The sequence below is a fragment of the Nonomuraea sp. MG754425 genome (assembly GCF_021699195.1).
Classification (GTDB): domain Bacteria; phylum Actinomycetota; class Actinomycetes; order Streptosporangiales; family Streptosporangiaceae; genus Nonomuraea.
The window spans coordinates 87,313-113,293 of record NZ_SSXE01000017.1; the positions used below are offsets into that span (position 1 = coordinate 87,313).

At 69.2% G+C, this 25,981-nt stretch carries 28 protein-coding genes; 13 read left to right on the plus strand and 15 right to left on the minus strand.

Annotated elements, in window-relative coordinates:
* The first annotated feature begins 50 nt into the window (after nucleotides 1-50).
* The 5 genes from FAF44_RS08525 to FAF44_RS08545 all read left to right on the plus strand — a co-directional run bounded on the left by FAF44_RS08525 (nucleotide 51) and on the right by FAF44_RS08545 (nucleotide 6,148).
* Nucleotides 51-1,436, plus strand: coding sequence for an aldehyde dehydrogenase family protein (locus tag FAF44_RS08525; protein WP_237102488.1), 1,386 nt, complete (start codon nucleotides 51-53; stop codon nucleotides 1,434-1,436).
* On the plus strand, nucleotides 1,433-2,887 hold the full coding sequence (locus tag FAF44_RS08530; RefSeq protein ID WP_237102489.1) for a sugar ABC transporter ATP-binding protein: 1,455 nt from the start codon (nucleotides 1,433-1,435) through the stop codon (nucleotides 2,885-2,887). Before FAF44_RS08525 ends, FAF44_RS08530 begins: the two co-directional genes overlap by 4 nt.
* On the plus strand, nucleotides 2,884-3,822 hold the full coding sequence (locus FAF44_RS08535; RefSeq protein WP_237102490.1) for an ABC transporter permease: 939 nt from the start codon (nucleotides 2,884-2,886) through the stop codon (nucleotides 3,820-3,822). Before FAF44_RS08530 ends, FAF44_RS08535 begins: the two co-directional genes overlap by 4 nt.
* Nucleotides 3,822-4,769, plus strand: coding sequence for a substrate-binding domain-containing protein (locus tag FAF44_RS08540; protein WP_237102491.1), 948 nt, complete (start codon nucleotides 3,822-3,824; stop codon nucleotides 4,767-4,769). Before FAF44_RS08535 ends, FAF44_RS08540 begins: the two co-directional genes overlap by 1 nt.
* Nucleotides 4,770-4,831: 62 nt before the next feature.
* Nucleotides 4,832-6,148, plus strand: a complete 1,317-nt coding sequence (locus tag FAF44_RS08545) for a hypothetical protein (RefSeq protein WP_237102492.1) — start codon at nucleotides 4,832-4,834, stop codon at nucleotides 6,146-6,148.
* Between the two features lie 123 nt (nucleotides 6,149-6,271).
* Here FAF44_RS08545 and FAF44_RS08550 read toward each other — a convergent pair whose 3' ends face one another.
* From FAF44_RS08550 to FAF44_RS08565, 4 genes are all read right to left on the minus strand, one after another.
* Entirely contained in the window at nucleotides 6,272-6,724 is a 453-nt protein-coding gene (locus FAF44_RS08550; RefSeq protein ID WP_237102493.1) for a hypothetical protein, read from the minus strand.
* Between the two features lie 144 nt (nucleotides 6,725-6,868).
* Nucleotides 6,869-8,239, minus strand: a complete 1,371-nt coding sequence (locus FAF44_RS08555; protein ID WP_237102494.1) for a glutamate decarboxylase — start codon at nucleotides 8,237-8,239, stop codon at nucleotides 6,869-6,871.
* Nucleotides 8,240-8,391: 152 nt separating this feature from the next.
* Nucleotides 8,392-8,808, minus strand: coding sequence for a fasciclin domain-containing protein (locus tag FAF44_RS08560; RefSeq protein ID WP_237102495.1), 417 nt, complete (start codon nucleotides 8,806-8,808; stop codon nucleotides 8,392-8,394).
* 315 nt (nucleotides 8,809-9,123) lie between these two features.
* Complete coding sequence (locus FAF44_RS08565; protein WP_237102496.1) at nucleotides 9,124-9,309, minus strand: hypothetical protein; 186 nt, start codon at nucleotides 9,307-9,309, stop codon at nucleotides 9,124-9,126.
* Nucleotides 9,310-9,366: 57 nt separating this feature from the next.
* Between FAF44_RS08565 and merB the strand changes: the two genes are divergently transcribed.
* A complete protein-coding gene (merB, locus tag FAF44_RS08570) occupies nucleotides 9,367-10,047 on the plus strand; it encodes an organomercurial lyase (protein WP_237102497.1) in 681 nt (226 codons plus the stop codon).
* Between the two features lie 367 nt (nucleotides 10,048-10,414).
* Here merB and FAF44_RS08575 read toward each other — a convergent pair whose 3' ends face one another.
* From FAF44_RS08575 to FAF44_RS08590, 4 genes are all read right to left on the minus strand, one after another.
* A complete protein-coding gene (locus tag FAF44_RS08575) occupies nucleotides 10,415-10,984 on the minus strand; it encodes a dihydrofolate reductase family protein (protein ID WP_237102498.1) in 570 nt (189 codons plus the stop codon).
* 45 nt (nucleotides 10,985-11,029) lie between these two features.
* Nucleotides 11,030-11,215: a sigma factor gene (locus tag FAF44_RS08580; RefSeq protein ID WP_237102499.1), complete on the minus strand. Its 186-nt coding sequence runs from the start codon at nucleotides 11,213-11,215 to the stop codon at nucleotides 11,030-11,032.
* Between the two features lie 76 nt (nucleotides 11,216-11,291).
* Entirely contained in the window at nucleotides 11,292-13,097 is a 1,806-nt protein-coding gene (locus tag FAF44_RS08585) for an ABC transporter ATP-binding protein (RefSeq protein WP_237102500.1), read from the minus strand.
* On the minus strand, nucleotides 13,094-14,992 hold the full coding sequence (locus tag FAF44_RS08590; RefSeq protein ID WP_237102501.1) for an ABC transporter ATP-binding protein: 1,899 nt from the start codon (nucleotides 14,990-14,992) through the stop codon (nucleotides 13,094-13,096). The genes FAF44_RS08585 and FAF44_RS08590 overlap by 4 nt, the downstream gene beginning before the upstream one ends.
* 155 nt (nucleotides 14,993-15,147) lie before the next feature.
* Between FAF44_RS08590 and FAF44_RS08595 the strand changes: the two genes are divergently transcribed.
* From FAF44_RS08595 to FAF44_RS08610, 4 genes are all read left to right on the plus strand, one after another.
* Nucleotides 15,148-15,693: a GNAT family N-acetyltransferase gene (locus tag FAF44_RS08595; protein WP_237102502.1), complete on the plus strand. Its 546-nt coding sequence runs from the start codon at nucleotides 15,148-15,150 to the stop codon at nucleotides 15,691-15,693.
* Nucleotides 15,694-15,813: 120 nt separating this feature from the next.
* Complete coding sequence (locus tag FAF44_RS08600) at nucleotides 15,814-15,966, plus strand: hypothetical protein (RefSeq protein WP_237102503.1); 153 nt, start codon at nucleotides 15,814-15,816, stop codon at nucleotides 15,964-15,966.
* Complete coding sequence (locus FAF44_RS08605) at nucleotides 15,963-16,307, plus strand: ATP-binding protein (protein ID WP_237102504.1); 345 nt, start codon at nucleotides 15,963-15,965, stop codon at nucleotides 16,305-16,307. Before FAF44_RS08600 ends, FAF44_RS08605 begins: the two co-directional genes overlap by 4 nt.
* 552 nt (nucleotides 16,308-16,859) lie before the next feature.
* A complete protein-coding gene (locus tag FAF44_RS08610; protein WP_237102505.1) occupies nucleotides 16,860-17,378 on the plus strand; it encodes a hypothetical protein in 519 nt (172 codons plus the stop codon).
* Between the two features lie 73 nt (nucleotides 17,379-17,451).
* Here FAF44_RS08610 and FAF44_RS08615 read toward each other — a convergent pair whose 3' ends face one another.
* The 6 genes from FAF44_RS08615 to FAF44_RS08640 form a co-directional block, all read right to left on the minus strand.
* A complete protein-coding gene (locus FAF44_RS08615; RefSeq protein WP_237102506.1) occupies nucleotides 17,452-17,817 on the minus strand; it encodes a DUF6069 family protein in 366 nt (121 codons plus the stop codon).
* Between the two features lie 31 nt (nucleotides 17,818-17,848).
* A complete protein-coding gene (locus tag FAF44_RS08620) occupies nucleotides 17,849-18,055 on the minus strand; it encodes a hypothetical protein (RefSeq protein WP_237102507.1) in 207 nt (68 codons plus the stop codon).
* A gap of 136 nt (nucleotides 18,056-18,191) precedes the next feature.
* The gene (locus FAF44_RS08625) at nucleotides 18,192-18,599 is read right to left on the minus strand and encodes a hypothetical protein (RefSeq protein ID WP_237102508.1); all 408 of its coding nucleotides are present in this window, start codon (nucleotides 18,597-18,599) and stop codon (nucleotides 18,192-18,194) included.
* Nucleotides 18,600-18,791: 192 nt separating this feature from the next.
* Nucleotides 18,792-19,355, minus strand: coding sequence for a suppressor of fused domain protein (locus FAF44_RS08630; protein WP_237102509.1), 564 nt, complete (start codon nucleotides 19,353-19,355; stop codon nucleotides 18,792-18,794).
* 394 nt (nucleotides 19,356-19,749) lie between these two features.
* Entirely contained in the window at nucleotides 19,750-20,205 is a 456-nt protein-coding gene (locus tag FAF44_RS08635) for a hypothetical protein (RefSeq protein WP_237102510.1), read from the minus strand.
* A 188-nt stretch (nucleotides 20,206-20,393) separates the two neighbouring features.
* On the minus strand, nucleotides 20,394-21,302 hold the full coding sequence (locus tag FAF44_RS08640; protein ID WP_237102511.1) for an aminoglycoside phosphotransferase family protein: 909 nt from the start codon (nucleotides 21,300-21,302) through the stop codon (nucleotides 20,394-20,396).
* 238 nt (nucleotides 21,303-21,540) lie between these two features.
* Between FAF44_RS08640 and FAF44_RS08645 the strand changes: the two genes are divergently transcribed.
* Nucleotides 21,541-21,693, plus strand: coding sequence for a hypothetical protein (locus FAF44_RS08645; RefSeq protein ID WP_237102512.1), 153 nt, complete (start codon nucleotides 21,541-21,543; stop codon nucleotides 21,691-21,693).
* A 26-nt stretch (nucleotides 21,694-21,719) separates the two neighbouring features.
* On the opposite strand, the gene FAF44_RS08650 is transcribed toward FAF44_RS08645, so the two are convergent.
* The gene (locus tag FAF44_RS08650) at nucleotides 21,720-22,655 is read right to left on the minus strand and encodes a LysR family transcriptional regulator (RefSeq protein ID WP_237102513.1); all 936 of its coding nucleotides are present in this window, start codon (nucleotides 22,653-22,655) and stop codon (nucleotides 21,720-21,722) included.
* A gap of 128 nt (nucleotides 22,656-22,783) precedes the next feature.
* Here FAF44_RS08650 and FAF44_RS08655 point away from each other — a divergent pair, with 128 nt between their 5' ends.
* The gene (locus tag FAF44_RS08655; RefSeq protein ID WP_237102514.1) at nucleotides 22,784-24,022 is read left to right on the plus strand and encodes an MFS transporter; all 1,239 of its coding nucleotides are present in this window, start codon (nucleotides 22,784-22,786) and stop codon (nucleotides 24,020-24,022) included.
* Between the two features lie 66 nt (nucleotides 24,023-24,088).
* The gene (locus tag FAF44_RS08660; protein WP_237102515.1) at nucleotides 24,089-24,688 is read left to right on the plus strand and encodes a cysteine hydrolase family protein; all 600 of its coding nucleotides are present in this window, start codon (nucleotides 24,089-24,091) and stop codon (nucleotides 24,686-24,688) included.
* The last annotated feature ends 1,293 nt before the right edge of the window (nucleotides 24,689-25,981 follow it).

A 25,981-nucleotide genomic window follows, 5' to 3' on the forward strand; every position in this document is an offset into this window, starting at 1 on the left:
ATCCTGTAATTACAGGATGCGTCCACATTGTCGTAACAGGGGACACCTACATGATCGAGGTCCGTAATCCCGGCACCGGCGAATTGCTCGGCGAGGTCGAATCGTGCACCGAGGAACGCGTGGTGAGCGTGGTCGACACCGCGCAGGCCGGGCAGCGGGAGATGGCCGGCCTGCCCGCGTACGAGCGTGAGGCGCTGCTGCGGCGGGTGGCCGACCTGGTCGAGGCCGAGTCGGAGAGTCTCGCGCTGCTGCTGGCCGCCGAGAACGGCAAGCCCATCCTGCAGACGCGCGGCGAGGTGGCCGCCGCCGTGCGCATCTTCCGTGGCTACGCGGGCGAGGCGACCCGGTTGTTCGGCAGGCAGATCCCGCTGGACGCGGTGCCGGGGCTGGAGCGCCACCTCGCGGTGACCAGGCGCGAGCCCCTCGGCGTCGTGGCGGCCGTCGTGCCCTTCAACTACCCCGTCGAGCTGTACGCGCACAAGGCCGCCGCCGCGCTCGCCGCGGGCAACGCCGTGGTCGTGCAGCCGCCCGCGCGCTGCCCGCTCGCCGTGCTCCGGGTGGCCGAACTGGTGGCGCAGGCCGGTGCCCCGCCGCACGCCCACCAGGTGGTCACCGGCGGCGTACGCGTCTCCCAGCTCCTGGCCGAACTGCCCGGCATCGCGGCCGTGTCGCTCACCGGCAGCACGACCGCCGGCAGGGAACTGGCCAGGCGCGGGGCCGACACGCTGAAGAAGGTCTTCCTGGAGCTCGGCGGCAACGACGCCCTGATCGTCTGCGCCGACGCCGACCTGACCGAGGCCGCCCGCGCCGTCGTGCTCGGCCGCCTGGCCAGGGGCAACGGGCAGATCTGCTGCGCCGTCAAGCGTGTGTACGCCGAGCGGGCCGTCCACGACGACTTCATGGCGGCACTGCTCGACGAGACCCGCAAGCTCACCGTCGGCGACCAGTTGCTGGAATCGACCGACGTCGGCCCGCTGATCGCGGAGGAGGCGGCCGAGCGGGTCGAGGCCGCCGTGCACAGGCTCGTCGCCGACGGGGCCACGCTGGTCACCGGCGGCGGCCGGCAGGGCGCCTTCTACGCGCCGGCCGTGCTGTCCGACGTGCCCGTCTCCAGCGCGGCGTTCGCCGAGGAGATCTTCGGGCCGGTCGCCCCGGTGGCCTCCTTCACCGACCCGATGGAGGCGGTGCGGCTGGCCAACGCCTCGCCGTACGGGCTGCAGGCGGCGGTCTTCACCCGCGACATCTCCCGCGCGTTCACGATCGCGAGCAAGCTCGACGTCGGCGGCGTGGTGATCAACGGCTCCACCGCGCTGCGGGCCGAGAACCTGCCGTTCGGCGGCACCAAGGACACCGGCGGCTACCGGGAGGGCGTGCACGACACGGCGCTGGAGTTCACCCGCCAGAAGACGATCATCGTCATGGAGGCGCTCGGATGAGTCTCGTGCTGCGCGGCGTCACCAAGGACTACGCGGGCGTCGGGGTGCTCCACGGGATCGACCTGGAGGGGCGCTTCGGCGAGGTGCTGGCCGTGGTGGGCGCCAACGGGGCGGGCAAGTCGACGCTGATCAGAATCCTGGCCGGGGCCCAGCCGATGAGCGCGGGCGAGATGCGGATCGACGACGAGGACGTCCGCCTGCGCTCCCCGCACGACGCGCACCGGCGCGGCATCAGGACCGTCTACCAGGAGCTGACACTGGTCCCCGGCCTGTCGGTCACCGAGAACCTGCTCATGGGCGACTTCCCCCGGCGGCGCGGCCTCATCGACTGGCCCGCCGCGCACGCCAGGGCCGCCGCGCTGCTTGAGTCGATCGGGTTCGGCGCGATCGACCCGCGCACGCGGGCCGAACACCTGACCGTGGCCCGCCAGCAGATGGTCGAGATCGCCAAGGCGCTGGTGACCGAGCCACGCGTGCTGATCCTGGACGAGCCGTCGGCGGTGCTCTCCGGGCGCGACCTCGACTCGCTGTTCGCGCTGATCAGGCGGCTGCGGGAGCGCGGCGTCCTGGTGATCTACGTCTCGCACCGGCTGGCCGAGGTGCTCGACCTGGCCGACTCCATCGTCGTGATCAAGGACGGCCGGGTCATCGAGACCACCGAGCCCGCGCGTACCAGCGAGGACGACCTGATCAGGCTCATGGCGGGCCGGAAGCTGGAGCAGATCTACCCCGACCGCCGCCCCGAACCCGGCGAGCCCCGGCTTGAGGTGTCCGGGCTCACCAGGGCGGGCGAGTTCCACGACGTGTCGTTCACGCTGCGGGCGGGCGAGGTCGTGGGCATGTTCGGGCTCGTCGGGTCGGGACGCAGCGAACTGGCCCGCTGCGTGTTCGGCGCCGAGCCGGCCGGCGCGGGCAGCGGCGCCTACGGCTCCCCCGCCGAGGCGATCGCCGCAGGACTGGCGCTGGTCACCGAGGACCGCAAGCGCACCGGGCTCGTGCTCGGCATGTCCGTGCGCGACAACATCGCGCTCACCACGCTCGAGGGCCCGCTCATCGACCTGGCCGGGCAGCGCGAGCGGATCGGCGGCATGATCGACCGGCTGGGCATCCGGCCGGAAGGTTGCGCGCCCATGGCGGTGGAGCACCTGAGCGGCGGCAACCAGCAGAAGGCGGTGCTGGCCAAGTGGCTGCTCAAGAATCCGCGCGTGCTCCTGCTGGACGAGCCCACCCGCGGCGTGGACATGGCCACCCGCGTGGAGATCTACCGCATCATCGACGCCCTCGCCCGTGACGGCGTGGCCGTGCTGCTCATCTCCTCCGACCTCACCGAGGTGATCGGGGCGAGCGACCGCGTGCTCGTGATGGCGCACGGCCGGATCGCCGGCGAACTGCGTTCGGACCAGACCAGCGAGGACGAGATCCTCGCCCACTCGATGGGAACCCTCATATGACCGCCGCCTCCCCCCGCCTCGTCCTGCGCGGACGGGACGTCACCGTCGAGGCGATCTCCGCGGCCGTCGTCGTGCTGCTCGTGGTGGTGGCCGCCACGACCTCCGACACCTTCCTCACCTCGGTCAACCTCACCAACCTGCTCAAACAGATGGTCACGACGGGCCTGCTGGCCTTCGGCATGCTCGTGGTGATCCTCACCGGCGGCATCGACCTGTCGGTCGGGTCCGTGGTGGCCTTCTCCGGCATCCTCGCCGCGGGGCTGTCGGCGGGGCTGCCCATCCCGGTCGCGATGGTCGTGGGCGTGGCGGCCGGCATCGCGTTCGGGCTGGTCAACGGCACGCTGGTGGCCCGGTTCGGGCTCGCGCCGTTCGTGGTGACGCTGGCCTCGCTCACCACGATCCGCGGCCTGGCGTTCGTCTACTCCGAGGTGCCCGTCACCCCGAGTGACCCGGCCTTCCTCACGCTCGGCTCGGCCATGATCGGTCCCGTCCCGCTCATCACCGTCATCATGGCCGCGGTCTTCGTCGCGGGCGGGGTGTTCCTGTCCCGCACGCCCGCCGGCCGGTCGGTCATCGCCATCGGCGGCAACGCCGAGACCGTGCGGCTGGCCGGCATCGACGTCCGCAAGCACGTGATCCTCGCGTACGCGATCAGCGGCGCCTGCGCCGGGCTGGCCGGGGTGGTCCTGGCCAGCCGGGTCGGCATCGCGCAACCCAGCGTCGGCGTGGCCTTCGAGCTCGACGCGATCGCCGCCTGCGTCATCGGCGGCGCCAGCCTGTCGGGCGGACGCGGCTCGGTGCGGGCCACGTTCGGCGGCGTGCTCGTCCTGGTCCTCATCAACAACCTGCTCAACCTGTACGGCGTGCAGAGCTTCTGGCAACAGGTGCTCAAGGGCTTGATCATCATCGTCGTCATCCTCGTTCGGAGAAAGTGATGAAGCTACGAATCCTCCTCGTCGCCGCCTGTCTCGGCCTGACCGCCTGCTCCTCCGCGGGCAGCCAGGACGACGGCACCCACACCATCGGCGTCGCCAACTTCCTGCTCAGCGGCCCCTACTTCAGCGGCATGGACAAGGCCATCGCCGCCCAGGCGAAGAAGAAGGGGAACGTCGAGGTCATCAGCACCGACGCCAACGGCGACGCCGCCAGGCTGGCCTCGAACGTCGAGGACCTGCTCAGCAAGAACGTCGACGCGATCATCATCTCCGGAGGCCCGCTGGAGTCGGCGCCCGCCGCCCTGAACGCGATCAAGCAGGCGGGCAAGCCCGTCGTCCTGGTGGACCGCAAGTTCGCCACCGGCGAGTACACGAGCTGGATCGGCCCCGACAACAAGGCGATCGGCGTGCAGAACGGCCAGTTCCTCGCCCAGCGCCTGTCGGACGGCGGCAAGGTCGGCATCATCAAGGGCGGCCCGGCGGACAACACGATCGGCCTGGCCCGCACCGAAGGACTGAAGTCGGCGCTCGGCACCGCCCAGGGCATCACGCTCGTCGAGGCACCGGACTTCGGCAACTGGAGCTCGGACGGCGGCCTGTCGGTCATGGAGAGCCTGCTCGCCCAGCACGGCGACCTCAAGGCGGTCTTCTGCGAGAACGACGCGATGTGCCTGGGCGCGCAGCGGGCCATCGCCGACGCCGGCAAGTCCGAGCAGATCGTCATCGCGGGCGTCGACGGCCAGAACGAGGCGCTCAAGGCGATCCAGGACGGCACGAACTACCTGGTCACCGGGCTCAACGACGCCGACGTGATCGGCAGCAAGGGCCTGGACCGGGCCGTCGAGATCCTGGGCGGCGCGCAGGCGGAGAAGGACACCGTGGTCCCCTCGCCGATGGTCACCAAGGAGAACGCGGCCCAGTACTACGACCCCGACGGCAGCTTCTAACCCCCCTTTTGGAGGCAAATATGTCCCGAAAAATCGCGACCCGTGGTCTTCTGGCGGCAGTGGTGGCACTGGCTCCCCTGGCCATCAACCCGCCCGCCGAGGCCAAAACGGGCTGGCGGCTGCTCTACCAGGAGAACTTCGCCAAGCCGCTCGGTGACGCGCCGTGGGTCAAGGAGACCCACAGCGAGCCGTTCGACACGATCATGGACGACTCGGGTCAGTGGTACCAGAACGACTACGGCCCGGCGTGGAACACGGCCTTCGAGTCCTTCGACACGTACCGCAAGGAGTTCAAGGTCGGCAAGGACGGCTGGCTGACCGCCTCGTTGTCGGCCCGCGACTGGAACAAGGACGGCGTGATCGAGGCCCCGCCCGCCATCACCAGGAAGGTGATCAAGGGCGGCCCCGTGGCCGAGCTCACGGTGCCCGACCACACGGGCGGCGCGATCTTCCGCCCGACGAACGCCCTGCCGGACAAGTACCGGGTCGAGTACAAGCTCAAGACGCTCGACTTCGGCGGCAAGCGCAACGGCTCCATCGAGTACGACGGCCGCATCAACGGCTACTCGGCCGAGGGCTGCAAGACCCAGCACCCCTGGGGCGAGGGCTCGCGCAGCCCGGGCTGGAACGGCGACGCCTCCTCTCCCTACTGCGACTGGCAGGACGTACGGGAGGGCCGCTACGGCTACAACGGCTTCCACTTCATGACGATCGTGGACTTCGCCGACCCCGCGCCGCGTAACAACCACTTCTGGCACTACCGCCGCAAGGTGCTGATGGACTCCTTCTCCCAGCACCCCGACCGCGTGGGCACCGGCACGGGCGGCCGCGTCTGCGACTCCAACACCGGCGAGTACTACAACTACCGCGACAGCAGCTTCAACACCGTCAACATGTGGATCAGCGGCATGCCCAACTGGACGCCGGGCAAGGGCGGCCTGGCGGGCAACTCCCAGTGGTTCATGAGCACCTGCTCGGGCGGTGTGGCCGAGCAGCAGCTCTCCTCGGCCGCCGAACTGCAGCCCGAGCTGATGCCCAACGAGTACTACACCTTCGCCATCGAACGTGACGAGACCGGCTACACGCTGGAGGCCAGCGGCAACTTCGCCCGGGTGGGCAAGAAGACGGTGCGCTTCCACCGGCCGTTCGTCGTCGGCAACAACCCGATCTGGCACTACAACGTCAAGGCGGAGGAGTACGACGGCCGCTTCAACGGCAACCTCGTGCAGAACGACAACCACGGCAGCACGACCTGGCCCGACCAGTGGCCAGCCGGGTCCGCCTATCCCGACTACTTCGTGATCGGCGACCTGTACACCAACGTCTACGAGGGCAGCGCGAGCCTGACCGACATCCGGCTCTACGTCCCGAAGAAGTAACACGGCGACCCGGTGAGGCGGTGCGGCACCGCCTCACCGGGCGCGATCACTTCGGCGGGGTGCAGTACTCCTGGTCCAGGGCGACGCCGCAGGCCCGGTTGACCCGGCCGGCCTTGCTCATCATCACCGTCCACGCCGAACAGTTGTGTCCGACGGTGATGCGCGGGGAGAAATTGCTGATCCCGGTGCCGGCCGCGGCGCGTACACCACGACCGGCCGCCGTCCGGAACCGGTCAGGCAGGCGTTGCCGATCCACCGGTCCGTGTCGAAGCCCGGCTCGGCCAGCGTCGCCGCCGTCCGCCACGTGTATCCCGACCGCGCGTCCGCCGCCAGCACGTGGAATCCGGTCGCGTCGCCGCCGGTCGTCCACGCGATGTCGGCCGAGGAGCGCCAGCCGCCGGGCAGCACCCGGTCGCGGGCCGCCGGATCCACGGTGGACGGATCCGGCGACGGCGGCGGAGCGACGGGCCCGGCGGGCGCGGACACGGTGGGTGTGGTGGCGCCCGCCGGGATCGGTGCGACACCCACCGTGACAACGGTCAGAGCGGCGGCGGACAGCGCAAGAAGACGTCGCAACGTGCCTCCTCGGACGGCGTGCGGTGCTTTCCCGCACTCGATCACGCGGCGGCGGCGTTCCGGCTTCACACCGGCTTCATCGCTGCTCGGCGGCCCGCCCGCGCATCGCCCAGGCGTCGTGCGACGCCCCGGCCGGCCCGGTCGTCAGTGGTGGAAGCTCGGCTGGTGCGGGGCGCCGATGCCGCCGCTGGCGGTCAGCCGCGCGACGGAGCGCTCGATGTCGTCGGCGAGCAGGGAGATCTCGTCCCTGCCGATGCCGTGCCGGACCAGCACCCGCTGCACGGTCTCGTCCTGCCGGTCCGGCGGCAGCGGGTAGGACGGCACCTGCCAGCCTCTGCACCGCAGGTGCTCGGTGAGGTCGTACAGGGTGAAGGGCACGTCGTCCTTCAGGACGTAGCTGACGGCGGGCAGCGCGCCGTGCCCGTCGTAGAGCAGCCGGAACGGGCCCATGGCGCCGATCCGGCCGGCGAGGAACCGGGCGGTGTCGGCGCTGGCCTGCTGGATCTTGCGATAGCCCTCGCGGCCCAGCCTGATCAGCTCGTAGTACTGGACGATGATCTCCCCGCCGGGACGGGAGAAGTTGAGCGCGAACGTCGGCAGATCTCCGCCCAGGTAGTTCACCTTGAAGATCAGCTCCTCGGGGACGAGGCCGGCGTCGGCCCACACGATCCAGCCGCAGCCGAGGGGCGCGAGGCCGTACTTGTGGCCCGAGGTGTTGATCGAGGCGACCCGGCCGATCCGGAAGTCCCACACCAGGTCGCGCTCGATGAACGGCGCGACGAAGCCGCCGCTGGCCGCGTCCACGTGGACGGGGACGTCCAGGCCGGTCTCGGCCTGGATCCGGTCCAGCTCCGCGGCGATCTCCGCGATGGGCTCGTAGTCGCAGGTGAAGGTGACGCCGAGGATCGCCACCACCCCGATGGTGTTCTCGTCCACGTGGTCCTTGAGCTGGTGCGGGCGCAGGCCCGTCGCGCCCGGCTCCAGCGGCACCTGCCGCAGCTCCACGTCGAAGTAGCGGGCGAACTTCTCCCAGCACACCTGCACCGGCCCGCACACCAGGTTCGGCCGGTCGGCCGGCTTGCCCTCCGCCCGCCGCCGTTCGCGCCAGCGCCACTTCAGCGCCAGCCCGCCCAGCATCGCCGCCTCGCTCGACCCGGTGGTGGAGCAGCCCATGGCGTTGTCGGCGGTGCTGTTCCACAGACCGGCCAGGATCTGCACGCACCGCGACTCCAGTTCGGCGGTCTGCGGGTACTCGTCCTTGTCGATCATGTTCTTGTCGAGGCACTGGTCCATCAGCCGATGGGCCTCCTCGCTGTTCCACGTGGTGCAGAAGGTCGCGAGGTTCTGCCCGGAGTTGCCGTCGAGGAGCAGTTCGCTGCGGATCGCCTCGTAGACCGCGCGCGGGTCGCTCTCCGTGTCAGGCAGCCGCCGCTTGGGCAGGACGCGTTCACTCAGCGGCAGCGTGAACACGTCAGCCAGCGGGTCGAGCCGGCCTTTGACCGAGTGAAGTGCCATAACGGGCTCCCTACCCGGGCGCGGACGACTCCCCCGGCCCCGGCCACGGTCTTGACCGGTTGTTGGCGCGTCCGGCCGGCCTGCGCACACGACCGCGCACGGCCGCCGGTGGGCGGGCCGTGCGCGGGCTCCGATGACGGTTCACCGGTGTGTCACTGCGGCATCAGCACCTTGTCGATGATGTAGATGGTCGCGTTGCTCGTCGGCACGTCACCGCAGACGACCTTCGCGTCGTTGACGGTGAGGTTCTCTCCCGTGCCCTTGACGGTCAGCTCCCCACCCTGCATCGTCTTGAGCTTGCCGCTCTCGAGTTCGGCGGGAGTCACCTTGCCCTCCACCACGTGGTAGGAGATGATCTTGGCGAGCTCCTGCTTGTTCTCCATGAGCTTCTTGCGGGCCTCTTCGGGGATGCTCTCGAACGCGCTGTTGTTGGGCGCGAAGATGGTGACGTCCTTGGCCGAGTCCAGCTTCCCCTTCAGCCCCGACTTCTCCAGTCCGGATGCCAGCACGGAGAGTTCGGGGATCCGGCCGACAGCCGTGCCGGCGGGCTCGCTCGCGATCTGGGACATCTCATCCTTGAGCGCGCCGCAGCCCGGACCGAACGGGCTGGCGCTCGACGTCGGTGAGCTCTCCGGTGCCGGTGAGATGGCTGTGGCCGTGCCTGTTGAGACGGTGAACCCTGCCGTGGCCGTGAGTGCCAGCGCAGTGGTGAGAAGCACTCGTCGCACTGTGAACCTCCGAGCGTTGAGACCCGAGAGCCAGCCGCTGCGGGCACTGTCCCTCACCTCGTGTTCCGGTCCCTCCAGTTTTCGTGACCGTTGGCAACGGCGGCAGAGGGATACCCCCAAAATGCGACAAAACGACCAAATCACCCAGTCGGGGGCTCACTCCTCCACGGCGGCGAGGCGCGGCAGCGCCTGGCCGGCCTCGCTTTTGGGCTCCGGAAGGCCGCGACGCGTCGCGGTGCGGCTGGCCATGCCACCAGGGTAGCCAACGATGTTCGATATTCCCGAACATCTGTTCTGTTCGAAAACCTCGAACATGCTGGTCGCGACCGTGATCGGCGGCAACGCGGGTCTCCCCGCGGGAATAGAGTCAGATGTCGATCACGGGAGCAGGAGACACCTTTGAACACGCCGGAGTCACGGAAAGTCCGCGATCTTGTCTATGAGACGTTCGCCTCCGAAGGACGCGCGCCGTCGATGGCCGAACTGGCCCGCAGGACCGGAAGCACGGTCGAGACCGTCCACGGGATCTTGCACGACCTGGCGGCGGCCCACGCCCTGGTCCTGACGCCCGACGGCGACGCGGTGCGGATGGCGCACCCGTTCACGTCCGCGCCGATGGCGTTCGTGGTGACACCGCTGGACGGCCACGACGACCGCCGCTGGTGGGGCGGCTGCGCATGGGACTCCTTCGGCATCAGCGCCGCCCTCGACCTGGACGTCCGGATCGACACGGCCTGCCCGCACTGCGGGACCGCGCTCAGTTTCACCTCCGGCCCGGACACGCCGCCTCCGGCGGGCATCACCGTCCGCTTCCCGCGGCCCGCCGAGGAGTGGTGGGACGACGTGGTCGGCACCTGCACGATGATCCGCGCCTTCTGCGACCGCGATCACGCCGAGCAGTGGACCGCGGCCCACGCGCCCGGCACCGGCTACCTCGCCGACGCGCCCACCGTCTGGCGGCTGGCCGGCCCGTGGTACGGCGACCGCCTGGCCCCCGACTTCCAGCCGCACAGCCGCGAGCACAACCAGAAACTCCTCGACCAGTGCGCCCTCACCGGCCCGTTCTGGCACCTGCCGTAGACAGCCGACGGAACCGAACGATGCCGCCTGAGGTACGGCGGCCAGGTTCACCACGCGGACACCCCCGTCCTGCGTCCAGAAGACGACACCCACCACGCCCGAGTGCTGATCGCGATCGCTCGCGCTCCAGAGGCACGGATCCGCGACATCCGCTGTCACGCTGGGCATCACTGGCTATGTACGTGAGTTGCGGAGGCGTTTGTTGCTGGGGCAGGGAAGGCGGCTTCGTGTGGTGAGGGGTGAGGTCGCCGAGTTTTGACGGCAGTGGGTTCTTGCGGTCGGAGAGTCGGTGTGCTTGCGCGGCCAACGCGACTCCGAGCCGTCGTTCCGTCGCGAGGGAGCGGCCAACGTGCCAGGATAAATCACGTCAAGCCGTAACTCGCGTGGGCCGGTATCGCTGGGCGACCGCCCCCGATCGGAACTCACGGCGGTCCACGGGCTCGAGCTGGATGCGCTCGCGCAGACCGGCGAGCAACGTCGGCCCGTGTCCGGCAAGGACCGGCTGCACAAGGAACTCGTACTCGTCGATCAGTCCCAGATCTGCCAACGCCAGGGGGAGCGTCACGCCACCCACCCACAGGCCCTCGCCTGACTCCTGCTTGAGCCGCTGAACCGCTTGCCCGAAGTCGTCGCGCACCAGCTCGGCATTCCAATCGACCGCGCTCAGCGTGCTCGACACGACGTACTTCTTCGCCCGGTCGATGGCCTCGGCGAACGGGATCTGCCACTCATCCATCCAGTCAGGCCACGTGTCCGTGGCCGGCTTCCGCCACGCCGACTCCATCATCTCGTAGGTCACCCGGCCGAACAGCAGAGCATCGGCTCGCTCCATCTCAGCGGTCCAGTAACGCATCGACTCCTCGTCTGGGGGGAGCCCTGCCTCGTGATGGCAGCAGCCGTCGAGCGTGACGTTGATCGAGTATCGAAGTGGTCTCATCCCGTTGCTCTCCCTTGATGCGCGCAGCGCGTTTTCACCGGACGTCTACTTAGACGACTGCCGGCGCCATTTCTCATCGGCGCCCGATCCCACCTGCTGCCGGGCCATGATCGTCCGCACGTAGCCCTCGGGGTCGTCCTTGCTGCGCACCCGCCGCCACGAGGAGCTCAGCCTGAGCAGCGCCTCCTGGACCAGATCGACCGCGTCGTCGGCGCATGACTTCTCTGGCACGGACGAACTCCTCGAACTCCACCTCCCAGGGACGCACGGGCCGACGTCCTCGTCGCAAGAACTTTCGCTCTCGCCGCTACCGGTAGGCGAGTGCCTGGGTGCGGTAGAGGTCGGCGTAGTCGCCGTCCGCGGCGAGCAACTGGGTGTGGCTGCCCTGTTCGGTGACACTGCCCTCCGACAGCACGACGATGTGGTCGGCCATGTGCACGGTCGAGAACCGGTGGGAGACCAGCACGCTGATCGCGCCCCGCCCCGCGGAGTCGCGGGTCTGGGCGGCGAACAGCTCGAAGAGGTCGTGTTCCGCCTGCGGGTCGAGCGCCGCGGTGGGTTCGTCCAGGACGAGCAGCAACGGCGTCTCGCGCATGAGGCCGCGGGCCAGGGCGATGCGCTGCCATTGGCCGTGGGAGAGTTCGGCCCCGCCGAAGGTCCGTCCGAGCTGGGTGCGCAGGCCCCCGGGGAGGGCGTCCACGAACCCGTCGGCGACCGCGCGCCGCAGCGCCAGCCGGATCCGGGCGGTGTCCTCGATCCTGGACAGGTCCCCCGCTCCGACGGACTCGGCCAGTGGCGTCTGGAGCTTGAGGAAGTCCTGCAAGGTGCCGGTGCACCTGGCCGACCAGGCGGACGGGTCGAGGTCGCGCAGGTCCACGCCGTCCACCAGGATGGCGCCCGAGGTGGGGCGGTGCACCCCGGTGAGGAGCTTGATCAGGGTGGACTTGCCCGCGCCGTTGATGCCGACCAGGCCGAGCGAGGAGCCCGCCGGGAGGGTGAGGTTCACGTGGTCGAGCACTCTGGTGGCGGTGCCCGGGTAGGAGAAGCAGACCTCCCGCAACTCGATGCCGCCGGTCAGGCGCGCAGGAGCGGGGGCGCGTCCGTGCGGTGCGCTCGACGAGAAGTGGGCGACGCCGTTCTCCGCCGCGTAGTCGAGGAGCCAGCGATGATGTTCGGCCACCCGGCCGCCGTCGCCGACCAGGGCGATGGCCTCGACCGCGGCCTGAAGCTGCAGCCGTAGCTGACCGGCCAGCGAGATGACCAGCACCGCGTCGCCGAGGGTGGCCTGTCCGCCGGCCAGCAGACGGCCCACGACCAGCAACGCGCCGGCCAGCATGACGAAGTAGAGCGCCCAGGCGCCGATCTCGCCGCCGATCCCGCGCAGCCGGGCGCGGGCCTCCAGGCCGGCCGCCTCCTCCCACAACGTTCGCGCGTGCCGGTCCAGCTCCGCGCCGTTGCCGGAGATCCAGACCTCTTTGGCGGGGTCGGGGTTCAGGCAGAGGTCGTGGAGCAGGCTCTCCCGGCGTACCGGCTCGGCGGTGGCGTCGAGTGCCTGACGCCGCATCCGCATGGCCCGGTTGGCCAGCGGCAGAATCGGGACGGCCGCCACCGGGAGGAGCGCGAGCACGGGATGCACTCCGATGAGCAACCACAGGCTCAGCCCGATCCCGACCAGCGCGGAGATCGCGTGCGCCGCCGCCCACCCGGTCTTCGACAGGGCCAGCGTCCCGCGGCGCAGCATGGTGATCCGGTTGAGGAAGTCCGCCCGCTCCAGGTGGGTGATGGTCGGGATCCGCGCCGCGCTCTCGGTGATCTCCTGCTCCAGCGCCATCTGGATGCGGTCGCGCAGATCGTTGCGGAGGTTGTGGGAGAAGCGCTGCCCGATGAGTTGCAGCGCGTGGACGAGTGTCCCCAGCGCGACCGCGGCCAGCAGTCCGCCGACAAGATGGGCGCCGGCCGCGTCGACCAGGTGCCGCTGGGCGGCGGCGATGCCGGCCGCCAGCCCGGCCTGCAGCACCACCAGGACGCCCACCGTGATGCTCACGCGACGGTCCGCGCGCAGGCTCAGCGCCAGGGTGTGCCGCGCCATCCGGGCGCTGTCCCGCAGCGTCATCGCGCGTCCTCCATACCCTCGTGCTCGGCGTCTCCCGGCTCGTGGAACCTCGACGCCTGCAGCCGGAAGAGCCGGGCGTACTCGCCGCCGAGCGTCATCAGGTCGTCGTGGGAGCCCTCCTCGGTGATCCGGCCGTCCTGGAGCAGGACAATCCGGTCGGCGGGACGGACGGTGGAAAGCCGATGCGAGATCAGCACGACCGAGGCGTCCCCGACCGAGCCGATCACCTGCTCATGGAATTGGGCCTCGGCCTTGACGTCCAGGTGGGCGGTGGGTTCGTCGAGGATCACCAGGCGCCGTCCGTGTTGGACCGCGTGGAGGGCCCGGATCACGGCGAGTTTCTGCCACTGCCCGCCTGACAGGTCACGGCCGTCGCTGCCGGTCCGCCACAGTTCGGTGTCGAGGCCCGATTCCAGCCGGTCCAGCACCGGTTGCGCGCCGCCCGTCCGTACGAGCTCCAGGAGCTTTTCGTCGCCGGTCCCGGCGGCCTCGGGAGCGGCCAGCGTGATGTTGTCGCGCGCGGTGAGCGGATAGTGGATGAAGTCCTGGAACAGCGCCGTCATCCCGCGCCGCCATGCCGTGGCGTCCAGCGACCGCAGATCCGTTCCGTCGGCGGTGATCCGGCCCGCGGTGGGCTCGTACAGGCTGGCCAGGAGTTTGACCAGTGTGGTCTTGCCGGCCCCGCTGCCCCCGACGATCGCCAGCCGTTCGCCCGGCCGGACGGTCAGGTTCAGCCCGCGCAGCACGGGGGCGGCGGCGCCCGGATAGTGGAAGGACACGTCCTCGAACCGCACCAGGGGCGCGTGCGGGAACGCCGGAAGGTAAGCGCTTTCCTGATGGGCATGCCGATCCGCGCCGGTCAGGCCCTCCAGGGTGCGCAGGGCCGCCACCGCGGTCTTGCCGTAGTCGATGTCGTACGACTCCACGCCCAGCACGGAGATCGAGAAGATCCCCCAGGCCGCCACCAGGCACGCCGACAACTCGGCGATGCTCAGCTCCCCGGCCCACGCGGCCAGCCCCGGGACCAGCAGGGCCAGTCCCGCACACAGCGCCGCGAGCAGGAAGGTGGCCTTCTGGCTGCGCAGCACCCGCCGGCGGGTCTGCCAGTGGTGGGCCTCCCACGCGCGGTGCGCGGCCAGCCGCCGCTCGCTCACCCACCCCGCGAGACCGAACAGCCGCACCTCCTTGCCCGCCTCGGGCCCCGCCGCCAGGTCCGCCCAGAAGTCGACCTTGCGCCGCTCGGGGGTCGCCGCGTCCTTGACCGACTCCAGATGCATCCACTGCCGCCGGGTGATCGACCGGATCAGCACCGACAGCGCCAGCAGCGCCACCGCCAGGACGGGGAAGTACGCGGCCAGCACCACCGTCATCGCCACCGCCGACAGCGTCCGCGCGGTGATCTCCAGTTGCCCGACGGCGGCAGACCCGGGGGAACGCACCCGCCAGGTGTTGCCCTGATCGCCGGCGCGTACGGCCACGTCGTGGAACTCCGGATCCTCCAGGTGGGCGATCCGATCCGGGCTCAGGGCGATCCGCCGGACCCGGGACCGCACCACGCCGTCGATCCGCTGGCTCGCCGACGCCTTCAGCGCCCGTGCGATGATCTCGGCGACCTGCCGCACCAGCATCGTGGCGGCGAATCCCGCCACCGGCCACACCAGGGCCATGCCGTCTGGAGGCGCGGACATCGCGGCCACCACGTGGTGGGCGAAGATCGCGGTCAGGGGCGCCGCGGCGACCGTCGCGACCACCGTCACGCACAGGCCGGCCAGCGTACGAGGATGGCCGAAGCGTAACAACGCCAGCAGGCGTCTTCGCTCGTCGAACACGTCCCGGATCCGGGCCCAGCGCAGATCCCGCCAGGAGAACCTGGGATAGGCCGGCGTGTCAGTCACGAGTCTCGCCGACCCCCCAAGATCGACAGCGGAACAGGGGTGATCGTCACATGAGCCGTACGGAGGAGTCAAGACGGTCTGACCACACCTCGGCACCGGTCTCCCCCACGCGTCGAGGGGATTCGCTCCTGCCGACCGTCTGTTAGCGTCCGCGGATGGAAGAACTCGGACCCGTGGCCTGGCCGCCCGAGCCGATCAGAACCGAACGGCTCGTGCTCCGTGAGCCCGAAGCCCGCGACCGTGCGGCGTTCATCGAACTGCTCGCCTCGCCAGAGGTGCACACCTACCTCGGCGGGCCCCGGCCGCGTGAGGAGCTTGAGCGCGAGATGCCCGAGGCGCCCGGACGGCGGCCAGGGAGCTTCGTCGTCGATCTCGACGGGTCGATGATCGGTCAGGTCCTGCTCAGGAGAGCGACGGAGCACCATCGGCCGGCTGCCGCGGGGAAGGTCGAACTCGGCTACCTGTTCCTGCCGCGGGCGTGGGGATTCGGCTACGCAGCCGAGGCGTGCGCGGCGGCACTCGGCCGGCTCGCCGGTGCGCTTCCCGGCGAGCCGGTGGTGCTCACCACCCAGACCGCCAACCTCGGCTCGATGCGTCTCGCGGCGAAGCTGGGGTTCACCGAGGTAGAGCGGTACGTGGCCTGGGGCGCCGAGCAGTGGCTCGGCATGCGGTCCCCCGGTGACCACGGTCAGCGCCGTTGAGCCGCGGGCGTCGCGGACCGGAGGCGGCCGGGGCGCATGCCGGTCAGCCAGGCGGTGCCGGCGACCATAGCCAGAGCCGCCTCCATCAGGGTCAGAAGCCACACCTGCGGCTGCACCCCTATGTCATACGAGCTGTGCGAGGCGGCGGGCCTGGCCTTCATCCGCCGCGCCGTGCGCTCGTCCGCGGGCACCCATGTCAGCGAGAGCCCCCGGCTGCGAAGAGCAGAGGCGGACAAGCTCTGGACAGCACTGCTGGCGGGACGGGCACGGTGAACAGGCATGCCTCTCCTTCCGATCGAGGCACGCGCCATCCGGTCACGAGCCGGCCCGACGGCTCTCCATGGGCGGACCTGTTCGCCCAGCCCCTCGTACGAGATGGCGGAGAGGCATACTGGGACCTGCCCGCCGCCCCCGAGACGGCGAGCGTCGCGCGCCGGCTTGTACGCGAAGCCCTCGCAACGTGGAACCTGTCCGGCCTGGCCGACGACATGGCCGTGGTGGTCTCTGAGGTCGTGACCAACGCGGTCGTGCACGCGAAGTTTGCGATGATCCCCTCCCTGCACCGGCAGGGCCGTGGCGTCCGGGGCGAGGTGGCCGACCACAGCCCCGTCTGACCGACCTCGCTACCGGCGGGACCGAACGAGGAGCACGGACGCGGACTGGCCATCGTCTCGGCCTACTCCGAGCGTTGGGGCGTCGATCCCGCACCGTTCGGCAAGATCGTCTGGTTCGTCTGCGAGGAACGCCGGGCTTCATGAACGCGTCGCCGACGTCCGAGAGAGCCCGTCGCGGTGACGCGACCTGCGTCGACTCAGGCAGGACCTGAGGTACTTAGGTACCATGAACGCGGGAGGGATAGATATGGCTGCTGCCACGAAACGTCAAGCACCCCTGAAGATCGACCCCGCGACGGACGAGTTGATCTCCCAGGCTGCCCATTTCCTCGGCATGACCAAGAAGGACCTCGTGTCCGAAGCCGTCAGAGCACACTCGACCAAATCGACCACCCTCTGCTACAGAAGGCAAGCGAGCAGTTCGCCGCCCCTGACACCCCGCATGAGCGGATCCGGGCCATCGACGATCTCGTCCTCTTCAAGGTCAAGACCGGCCGATGGCGGGGTGCCGTCCTCGCCGACGAACCCAACTCGGAGGTGCGGGACTGGCTTGTGGCTGCCGGCATCCGCGAGGACGGATCAAACGACGACTTCTACACCTCCCTGCACAGGGAAGCCCGTACAGCCAGACAGCGATACAACGCCGAGCACGACAAACCGTTGACCACCGACACCTATGTGAGTCACCTCCTGCCCAATCAGGACGATCATGATCCTTACCTCTTGGAGGCAGGCACTCGACTCGCACTGCGCCTCAACACCGAGCTGCACGCTCTCATCCGAGGCTCACTACATGACGGCCACGAGCACGCCGCTGACTTCCCAACGTTCCGTCTTGGCGTTGTCGTCCGTGCCGACGATGGCCACGAGACCTACGTCGCCATTCGAATCACCGGCTCAGTCCCGACAAACCTCACCGCGGTGATCCTTTCTCGTGTTCCCGGCTGCGCGTTTGATGCTTGGTTTCCCGAATACATTCTGCCCGAACGTGACTTGCTACCCGCCGAACAAGTCTGGTCAAATCTGATGGACCCCAAGGCAGCGTCACAGCTTCTCGACGAGATTTTTTAGGAGGGCACCGCCCGCCTTGGGTGGAGCGCAGAGCCAATCCCACCGCTGAGAGGCTTCCGGTCTGCGGTTTGGATCAGCCTGCCGCAAGCGCCTGTAGCAGGCGATCGAAGAGATGCATGACGGCCAGCGCCAGGCCGGTCGGCAGGTCGCTGGAGACCACGAACGGCATCGCGGCCGAGACCAGGGCGAGGCCGAACCCGGCCCAGGCCGCCCACGTGCGCACGGCGGGCAACCGGCGGGCCGGCGCGGACACGATCGTGCCGGCGGCGAGCAGCGGCACAGCGGTGGCGACGGCCACGACCATGGCGTTGACGTCGTACGGGGCGTCGATCTGCCAGGTGGCGCCGGCGGCGGACGCGGCCGCGTACACCAGCAGGTCGGCGACGACCGCGAGGGCTGTCGCGGCCGGCAGGCGGAGGGCGGTGCGGGCGTGGTTCATGAGGTCCTCGAAGGGTTGAGGTGCGGCGCTGTCATGGGTGTTGCGGGTTGCGTAGTTCGGCGGCGAGCCGGGTGATGGCGTCCTCGGCGCTGGGCGGCGGGCCGAACAGTTGGGCCTGCCGGCGGGTGTCGGCGACGTACCGGCCGCTGTCGAACCAGGCGAACATGGCGGCCATGTCCTTGACCATCGGCAGGAAGGAGCCGGCGCAGCCGGTCAGCCTCACCGGCGTGCTGCTCACGCTCGCAGTCCAGCTCGGCGCGTGCCTAGCCGGCGGCAGCTTCGGCGGTGGCCTTGGCCTGGTCGGCGGCCTCGCCCTGGGCGCGGGCAACGGCCAGCTCCTTACCCAGCTCCCGGTTGGCCTTCTCCAGCTCGCGTTACTGCAGTTGCTCAGCGCGCTGCCACTCCTCCTCCCGCTGAGCCAGGGCGCGAGTGGCGGCGGTCGTCTGCTGCGCGGCCTTGCTCTCGGCGGCCTCGTGCTCGACGACCCGGGTCCAGGCGGCATTCACCTGCCGCTCGCGCTCAGCCTCGGCGTCACGCGCCATCCGCTCGGCGACGCGCTTGGCCTCGATCGCCTGCTCACGCTCCCGCTCGGCGGCGGCCGCTGCCCGTAGGGCGCGGTCGCGCTCGGCTTCGGCGGCGGTCTTGGCGAGCGCGTCGGCGGCCATCTGCTCTGCCTCAGGGACGCGGGCCACCGCCCCATCCCGGACGGCCCCCAGAGCGAGGCTGCGGCCCTCCAAGGCGCGCTGGAGTTCGGCCAAGGCGCCGCCGAGCGTGGTGGTCACGGCCAGCACCGGGGCGGCGGCCGCGTCGAACAGGTCCAGCGCGCCGTCGACGCCGGCGGCATGCGCGGCCCGGCGCTCCTCCTGCTCCTTCTGCTTGCAGGTCTTGCCGTCCTTTACATGGACGAGGTTATCGACAGAGACAGAGATAAGGGAATTGTCAACTTGCTTATCCAGTGCCCATCGATGGGCTTCCTACCCGTCAATGAACGTAGAACGACGGCGGGCTTTCCAGAAGGGAATATTCTTTTCGGACATAGCGTCGCGCAATGCTTCAGCCCCACGCTTGGCAGCAAAGTCCAATTCGTTAGAATAGAGAGGAATCGCCATCAGGAACTCTACATGCCTACCGTCGCCAAGAGCGACCCTCGAAAGCACATCATCGAGTGGTTCGACAACTAGAAAGCCGCGTAGCCATGTTTCTTCTACGAGTTCGACAGGCAAGCGTAGCGTGTGTCCTGACTCCAGATTTGCACTCCGAAATTGCGTGTAACTCCCCAGTTGAGCCAGAGGTTCGGCGATGTCATCCCATTCCGGAGCAAAGCCGATGAAGAACTCCTGGCGATGGCCCCAATGCCTGCCTGGCAATGGGTAGTCGCTAGACCCGAGGGTACCGTACAGGGTTACCCCTCCAGTGGCCACGGAAGCGCTCCACTTGAGGATGCCTATCTTGAATTCGTCCTTCACGAACAAGGCTTCGCGAACGGGCTCACCCATTTTACTTGTGTAGAAATCGCGAACATCTTGATATCGATTCACGGCGCACCTCCAAATGGCCACCACGCGCCTGGCGGCCAGACTTGAGGTCACCACTGACCTGGATTGTCCCCAAGTTGCCCATCTTGCTTACTTGCATTGCACGACTTACCGGCACCTGTCGTATTGGCTGGGCGATTCACCCAGTCAGACCGAGGACCCCTACCAACCAACCAGCCTCCCCCATCCCAATGCTCACCACGCCTCATTGCGCGCAGAGTCGCTTCCCCTGCGGCAGCAGGATCGCCGTATAACGACGATGCCGGTGATCCTCCGCGTCTGTTATTGCGGAGAATCACCGGCAAGTCAATCGTTTCATCCGCCTGCGGCGGACGCTCCTGGAACCGTCATCTTCCGCGGCCGTACCCTCATGGAGCAAGCAGCCGGCGGGCTGTGGTCAGGGGTAGAGCGTGTAGGTCTTGGTGTTGTTGCACACGATCGTGCCCGGGAGGCAGCGCTTGGCCCTGATCGTGATCCGGTCGAGGTTGGTACGGGTCGTGGACCACTTGAAGCTCTGGTGGCCCTTCTTCCGGCCGGCCTCCTTGTACCCGCCGTAGATCTCGCTGCCGTTCTTCTTCTTGAAGGAGACCTCGACCACGGCCGTCCAGGAGTCGCTCTTGGTGTCCGTCACGCTGCCGCGCGCCTCGCCGTAGCCGTTGCTGCAGAGCTTCAGGACGTAGCTGACGAAGCCGTCCTTCGTGTTCAGCTTGCTCCACTTCTCCTTGCAGGAGGCCGCAGCGGTGCTCGAGGTGGCGGCGGAGGCCGTGGCGGTTGTGGCCGGCGTCAGTACGGCGAAGGCAGCAGACACCCCGACAACGGTGGCGAGCATCTTCGAGGGGGAGAGCTTCCGCATAAGATCCGATCCTTGTCAGTGAGCGAGCATTTCGCGGTGCTCCGGCTGCGATCAGAGCACCGCGCAGGATGCTAAACAGCGGCGGTATATCCGCGGTATGTCAACAGCAAGCCATGGGTCGAACCCCTGCGGCTGAAACTCACTCCTGATCAGTGCCGGCGGCGCGGGGCTGGATAATCGACATCACGCTACCCAGAGCCGGCCGCCTCCAGGATCGCGCGGAGGCGCGACAGGCATTCGCCGACGAAGGCGGGATAGGTGCCCCAGTAGTACGAGACGCCGCTGACTCCGACGGCGATGGCCCACGCCCGGGCGCGCGACCACGTCACGTCGGCGAGGCTCATGGCGTCCCAATAGGCCTGTCGAGCCTCAGGGGGAAGGTCCCACAGCGGCGAGTGCTCGGCGTCGGGAAAGCCGACCGAGAGGGATCCGAAGTCGATGACCGCGTGCAACTTCCCCTGCTGAACCAGCAGGTTGGTGGGTTTGAGGTCGCCATGGAGCCACACCTGCCGGCCGGACGGCTCGGGCAGGGTGAGCGCGCTCCGCCACAGGTGCCGCAGGTGCGCGATGTCGAGGTCGAGACCCTGGATCGTTCGGCAGTCGTCGAAGCACCCGCTGATCCACCGGTCACAAGCTCGCAGGTCACCTCCGCGATACCAGCGGAGCTCGCCTTGCCGAGCGGCTCCCATGAGAGGGACGGAATGCAACCTCCGCACGATCGCTGCCAGGTCGGCCCCGAAGGCGGGCCAATCGGCGACCGATCCCGGGCCGGCTTCATCGCCATCGATCCAGCGGTAAACCGACCAGGCGAGCGGGAAAACGGAACTCGGGATACCGGCGTGCACCGGCTCCGGGACGCGACAGGGAAGATGCGGCGCCAGCCGCGGCAGCCATGTCTGTTCCTTCTGCACTGCCTGCGCATTGTCCGGTGTGCGCGGCAGCCGGATGAGTAGCCGGTCACCGAGCCGGTACATCGTGTTGTCCGTGCCCGCACCCGCCGGCGAGATGGGCAGGGCGGCCCATTCCGGTCGCTGCTCCCGCAGCAGCGACCGGACGACCGCCTCATCCACCCCGATCTCGTTCTCATGAAGTGTCACGGTGCCAGCCTTCTGCCTGGGCTTCGCCGCCGCCAACGATTTACCCGAGGCCATCACCCGGCCGGCACCGAGTTGGCCCCCTCATCAGTGAGCGGGGTACGGTAGCGGACGTTGTCAGCAAGGGCGCGACTCCTGCGGCCCCTACTACCCCGCCCTCAGACCGCCCCACGATGCCGGCGTACTCGCTGATGCGCAACCGAGTCCGAGGAGATGGGCCACAGGCCAGGAGATCGAGACGTTGATCCTGCGGTTGATCACTGTGCGGAACGGCCGCATGCTCGAGTGCCGTCCCTTCCGTTGGGATCCGACCGCCGTCGCCGTCGCCGTCGCCCGAGCCTGCGGCTCGGTGGTCGGTCTTGACGACGATTCGGTGACGACGCCTGCCTTCTGACTCCAGGCCCGGCGGTTGACCGGGATTCAGCGCGGATCCGCCCAGCCCGGCGCCCACGTCCCGGCGGCGCCGTGGCCGGGCGGTGTGGCGGCGAGGTGGGCGCGCAGGGTGGCCAGCGCGGGGTGGGGGTTGTCGCGGTGCCACAGGAGCGAGTGCGGGTAGACGGGCGTGGGGTCGGTCACCGGGATGCGGCGCAGGCCATAGCCGGCGGGCCAGACGAGACGGGTCCGGTCGCCCATGAGGGTGGCCAGGGCCGGGGTGTCGGCGATGGTGTCGAGGAGCGCGTCGGAGCCGAAGTTGGGGCCGGTCGCCTCGATGGTGAGGCCGAACTCGGCGACGAGGTCGTCGTAGTAGGCGGTCCATTCGGTTCCGGGGACGAGGCCGGGCATCCAGATCCGGTGCCCGGCGAGTTGGGCCACGGTCACCGACCGGGCGTCCGCCAGCGTGTGGGCGGGGCCGGTGAGGAGTTGGAGGGCCTCGTCGACCACCCAGGCGGACTCGACGTCCTCGGGAAGGGGCCGGCCCGGCACGGCGACGATACGGAAGGACGCGTCGATCGTGCCGGACCGGATGGCGGCGACGGCCGCATCGATGTCGAACAACATGACCACGTCGAGGTCGATGCCGGGGTGCGCGCGGTGGAAGTCGCGCATCAGGCCCGACCCGACGCTGCGTGAGGCGATCACGTCGACGCGCAGCGGACGGCTGCCGGAACGTACGGACGCGACCGCGCGCTCGGCGGCCCGCAGCAACTCCCGGGCGTGGGGCAGGAACGCCTGCCCGTCGATGGTGAGTTCGGCGCCGCGCGGCGTGCGGGTGAACAGCCGCACGCCGAGGTTGCGCTCCAGCGCGGCGATGCGCTTGGAGACGGCCTGCTGGGTGACCGCCAGGTCGGCGGCGGCCTCCTGGAACTGCCCGGCGTCGGCGGCGGCGACGAAGGTCCGTACGGTGTCGAGGTCCATGAGGACACACCCTACGGATACAACCGTACGTTGTGGCTGACGGCTGCCCAGTTGTTTGATCCGCTGGTACGGCGGGCGCTTTGATGCTTGCGATCGCAAATCGGTTGTGCAGGTGAGGAGCGTTGGGCATGCGGAGCGGACACCGGCTGGGGCGGCGGTTCGGCTGGCTCTGGGGAGCGTACGGGACCAGCGCGCTCGGCACGTGGCTCGCCTTCGGCGCGTTCCCGCTGATCGCCATCCAGGTGTTGCACGCCGGGCCGGCCGAGGTCGCGGCGTTGTCCTCGGTGGGGGCTTTGGCGGGCGCGGCCGTGGCGGTGCCGCTGGGCCCGTGGGTGGAGTTCCGCCGCAAGCGGCCGGTGCTGATCGGCATGGACCTGGTGCGGTTCACGGCGCTGCTGACGATCCCCGCCGCGTTCGCGCTCGGCGTGCTCTCCTTCGTCCAGCTTCTGCTGGTCTCGGTCGTCCTCGCGGCGGCCGACATCACCTTCCGCGCCGCCTCCGGCGCGTACCTGAAGACGCTGCTGCCGGCCGAGCACCTGCTCGTCGCCAACGCCCGATTCGAGTCCACGGCCTGGACGACCACCATCATCGGACCGCCGCTGGGCGGTGCCGCGATCGGGCTGCTCGGTCCGGTGGCGACGGTGCTGGCCGACGCGGTCAGCTACCTGCTCTCGGCCCTGGGCATCCGCGTGGCGGGCGGCCAGGAGCCGCGGCCCGAGCGCCCGAAGGCCGCGCGCCTGCGGGCCCGGGACCTGCTCGACGGATGGCGGCACATCCTCGCCGACGCGACGCTGCGTCCGCTGTTCTTCAACACCGTCCTGTTCAACGGCCTGCTGATGGCCACCGACGCGCTGCTGGCCGTCCTGATGCTCGGCCAACTCGGGTTCACACCGTGGCAGTACGGCCTCGCCTTCGCCGCGCCCGCGCTCGGCGGGCTGTTCGGGGCACGGCTGGCCCGGCCGCTCGTCACCCGGTTCGGGCAGCACCGGGTCCTGGTCGTGGCCGGGACGCTGCGCGCGATCTGGCCCGTCGGCCTGGTCCTCCTCGGGCCGGGGACCGGCGGGCTGCTGCTGGTGATGGGCGTCGAGCTCGGGCTGATCTTCTGCTGCGGGGTCTTCAACCCCGTCCACGCCACCTTCCGTCTCGAGCGCACCGCGCCCGACCGGATCACCCGCACGCTGTCCGCCTGGACGGTGACGACCAGGGCCTCGACTGCGCTCCTGACGGCTGTCTGGGGTGTGCTGGGCGGTCTGCTCGGCCCGCGCACGGCCATCGGCCTGGCCGGTGTGCTCCTGCTGACGACCCCGCTGCTGCTCCCCCGCCGCGCCCCGGCGCCCCTCACCGAGGCGGCGCCGAACCACGCCTGACATGTAGTCCGCCCCGGCGCGCGATCTCGCGTGTCAGGGCGTCCCTCATCACCCAAGGAGAGAAGAATGACCGGCACGCCCCCGGCGCTGGACCCTCGGACGTCCGCGCTGCTCGTCATGGATTACCAGCAGGGAATCCTGGCCTCGCTCCCCGGCCTGAACGACCCGCGAGGGCTGCTGTCACGGGTGGCCGGCGCCATCGCCGACATGCGAGCGCACGGCGCCGCCATCGCCCACGTGCGGGTCGGATTCACCGAAGCCGACTGGGCGGCGATCCCACCGGCCAACAGGACCTTCTTCTTCCTCGGCCGGCAGCACCTCATGCACCACGAGGAGCCCGACAGCGCCTTTCACCATCGGCTTGCCCCGGAGCCTGGCGACATCACCGTCCGCAAGACCCGCTACGGCGCGCTGTCCACGACAGACCTGGACCGGCGACTGCGGGATCGCGGAATCACCACCCTGGTCATCGCCGGCATCACGACCAGCGGCGTCGTTCTGTCCACCGTCGCTGACGCCGCCGACCGCGACTACCGGCTCTACGTCCTCTCCGACGGCGTCGCCGACCCGGACCCGCACGTCCACCAGACCCTGATGACCGGAGTCCTCCCAAGACTGGCCCACATCATCGACACCGCCGAACTACGCTCACTCCTCCGCCGTTGACGGGAGGGCTGTGGCGATGCAGTCAAGGACGCGTTTCAGACCGTGTCGGAACTGGTCCTCGCGGCTCAGGAGTCGTCGGGTACGAACCCGCAGGTTGTAGGGCTTTGTAGAGTCGATGCGGTGGCGCTGAATCTGCGGGGCCAAGATCGGAAAAGGGGGCATTCCGATGGCCCGCCAATTACGCCGTTCCCCGGAGCTGGGGTGAAGTTGGGCAGGTGGTTTCCACCAAGCTGCCCTCCCGTGATGGCTTCACCCCGGATGGCGGCAACGCGGATGACGCTCCCCTTGGCCCTGGAGTTGAGCGCCCGCGTTGCCGCCCCTCCTCTATAGACCGGAATGGGCGGAGTAGTGGAGGGGCCGCCTATGTTTAAGCTCGCTTGGTGGCTATTTCGTTGTCTTGTACTTGAGCGCGCACGGCGCGCCATTCTCGGATGAACCTGTCGAGGTTGAAGTTTTGGGCGTGCGCGGACTCTCTCATGGCAGCGTGGTATTCCTCCTCCGTTGGCATGAGAGGAAGTGGCGTGCCGCACTTGTGGCATGTTTCCGCCTCCGGATCGGATGTGTGCAGGCCACATCCGTTTCCGGGGCAGGAGCGCATGAGCTTGAAGGTCATTGTTGCGCTACCATCTGGCCGTCGCAGCCCGGTCGCTTGCACTCTCCGGAATTCGTTCCGGTAGCGTGGCAGGTATTGCATTTATAGATCGGTTGCGCAGGCATGTAGCCTTTCCTTCCGCTGTTCCTGCGTATGCCCTTAGGGGCTGGTTTGACCGTTACGCACACGCGACAGGCACCTGATGCTCTCCTAAAGGGGTGGCTGCATGGCTGTACTGCCTGCCTCGTCAGCGCGAGCAGGGGAAATTCGAACTGGATTATACGCCGGAACCTTCGCTGTCCACAGGCGGTAGGCATCTGGCGGGCCTGCGTCGTCGGGGCTGCCGTCTGGGCTGTCGTCTGGGGCGGAGTGGAGAGGCCGGCGGACTGGCCGGAGGCTACCCGTAGGGCGAGCGTGAGCGAGTTCGGCCGGCGTCTTCACGGCTGTTTGGTGATCTTGGTTGCTCCTGCGGCGCCCTTTGTCGATCTTGACTGGTTGAGATCGTGATCGGATGCCGGGTGGGGCGGCGGTGCGTGCTGGTGCGGCGGGCCGGGTGTGTGCGGTGGCTGGCTGGGGTCGGTCGGCGGCGGGTTGCCCCCGGCGTGCCGGTCGGCGCGGGCCGGGACCGCCCCCAGGCCGCATGCCCGGATCCGCTGGCCGGGCGGCGCGGAGCGCCGTCGCCTTGATTTGGTCTCGCCACG

What these genes read in the sequence shown, in the direction of transcription:
- FAF44_RS08585 (WP_237102500.1), bottom strand. Translation starts at nt 13,097, where the DNA reads ATGACGCTGCGGGACAGCGCCCGGATGGCGCGGCACACCCTGGCGCTG.
- FAF44_RS08535 (WP_237102490.1), top strand. Translation starts at nt 2,884, where the DNA reads ATGACCGCCGCCTCCCCCCGCCTCGTCCTGCGCGGACGGGACGTCACC.
- FAF44_RS08655 (WP_237102514.1), top strand. Translation starts at nt 22,784, where the DNA reads ATGCGGAGCGGACACCGGCTGGGGCGGCGGTTCGGCTGGCTCTGGGGA.
- FAF44_RS08540 (WP_237102491.1), top strand. Translation starts at nt 3,822, where the DNA reads ATGAAGCTACGAATCCTCCTCGTCGCCGCCTGTCTCGGCCTGACCGCC.
- FAF44_RS08575 (WP_237102498.1), bottom strand. Translation starts at nt 10,984, where the DNA reads ATGAGACCACTTCGATACTCGATCAACGTCACGCTCGACGGCTGCTGC.
- FAF44_RS08600 (WP_237102503.1), top strand. Translation starts at nt 15,814, where the DNA reads ATGTCATACGAGCTGTGCGAGGCGGCGGGCCTGGCCTTCATCCGCCGC.
- FAF44_RS08650 (WP_237102513.1), bottom strand. Translation starts at nt 22,655, where the DNA reads ATGGACCTCGACACCGTACGGACCTTCGTCGCCGCCGCCGACGCCGGG.
- FAF44_RS08530 (WP_237102489.1), top strand. Translation starts at nt 1,433, where the DNA reads ATGAGTCTCGTGCTGCGCGGCGTCACCAAGGACTACGCGGGCGTCGGG.
- FAF44_RS08555 (WP_237102494.1), bottom strand. Translation starts at nt 8,239, where the DNA reads ATGGCACTTCACTCGGTCAAAGGCCGGCTCGACCCGCTGGCTGACGTG.
- FAF44_RS08635 (WP_237102510.1), bottom strand. Translation starts at nt 20,205, where the DNA reads ATGCGGAAGCTCTCCCCCTCGAAGATGCTCGCCACCGTTGTCGGGGTG.
- FAF44_RS08525 (WP_237102488.1), top strand. Translation starts at nt 51, where the DNA reads ATGATCGAGGTCCGTAATCCCGGCACCGGCGAATTGCTCGGCGAGGTC.
- FAF44_RS08615 (WP_237102506.1), bottom strand. Translation starts at nt 17,817, where the DNA reads ATGAACCACGCCCGCACCGCCCTCCGCCTGCCGGCCGCGACAGCCCTC.
- FAF44_RS08560 (WP_237102495.1), bottom strand. Translation starts at nt 8,808, where the DNA reads ATGTCCCAGATCGCGAGCGAGCCCGCCGGCACGGCTGTCGGCCGGATC.
- FAF44_RS08595 (WP_237102502.1), top strand. Translation starts at nt 15,148, where the DNA reads ATGGAAGAACTCGGACCCGTGGCCTGGCCGCCCGAGCCGATCAGAACC.
- FAF44_RS08660 (WP_237102515.1), top strand. Translation starts at nt 24,089, where the DNA reads ATGACCGGCACGCCCCCGGCGCTGGACCCTCGGACGTCCGCGCTGCTC.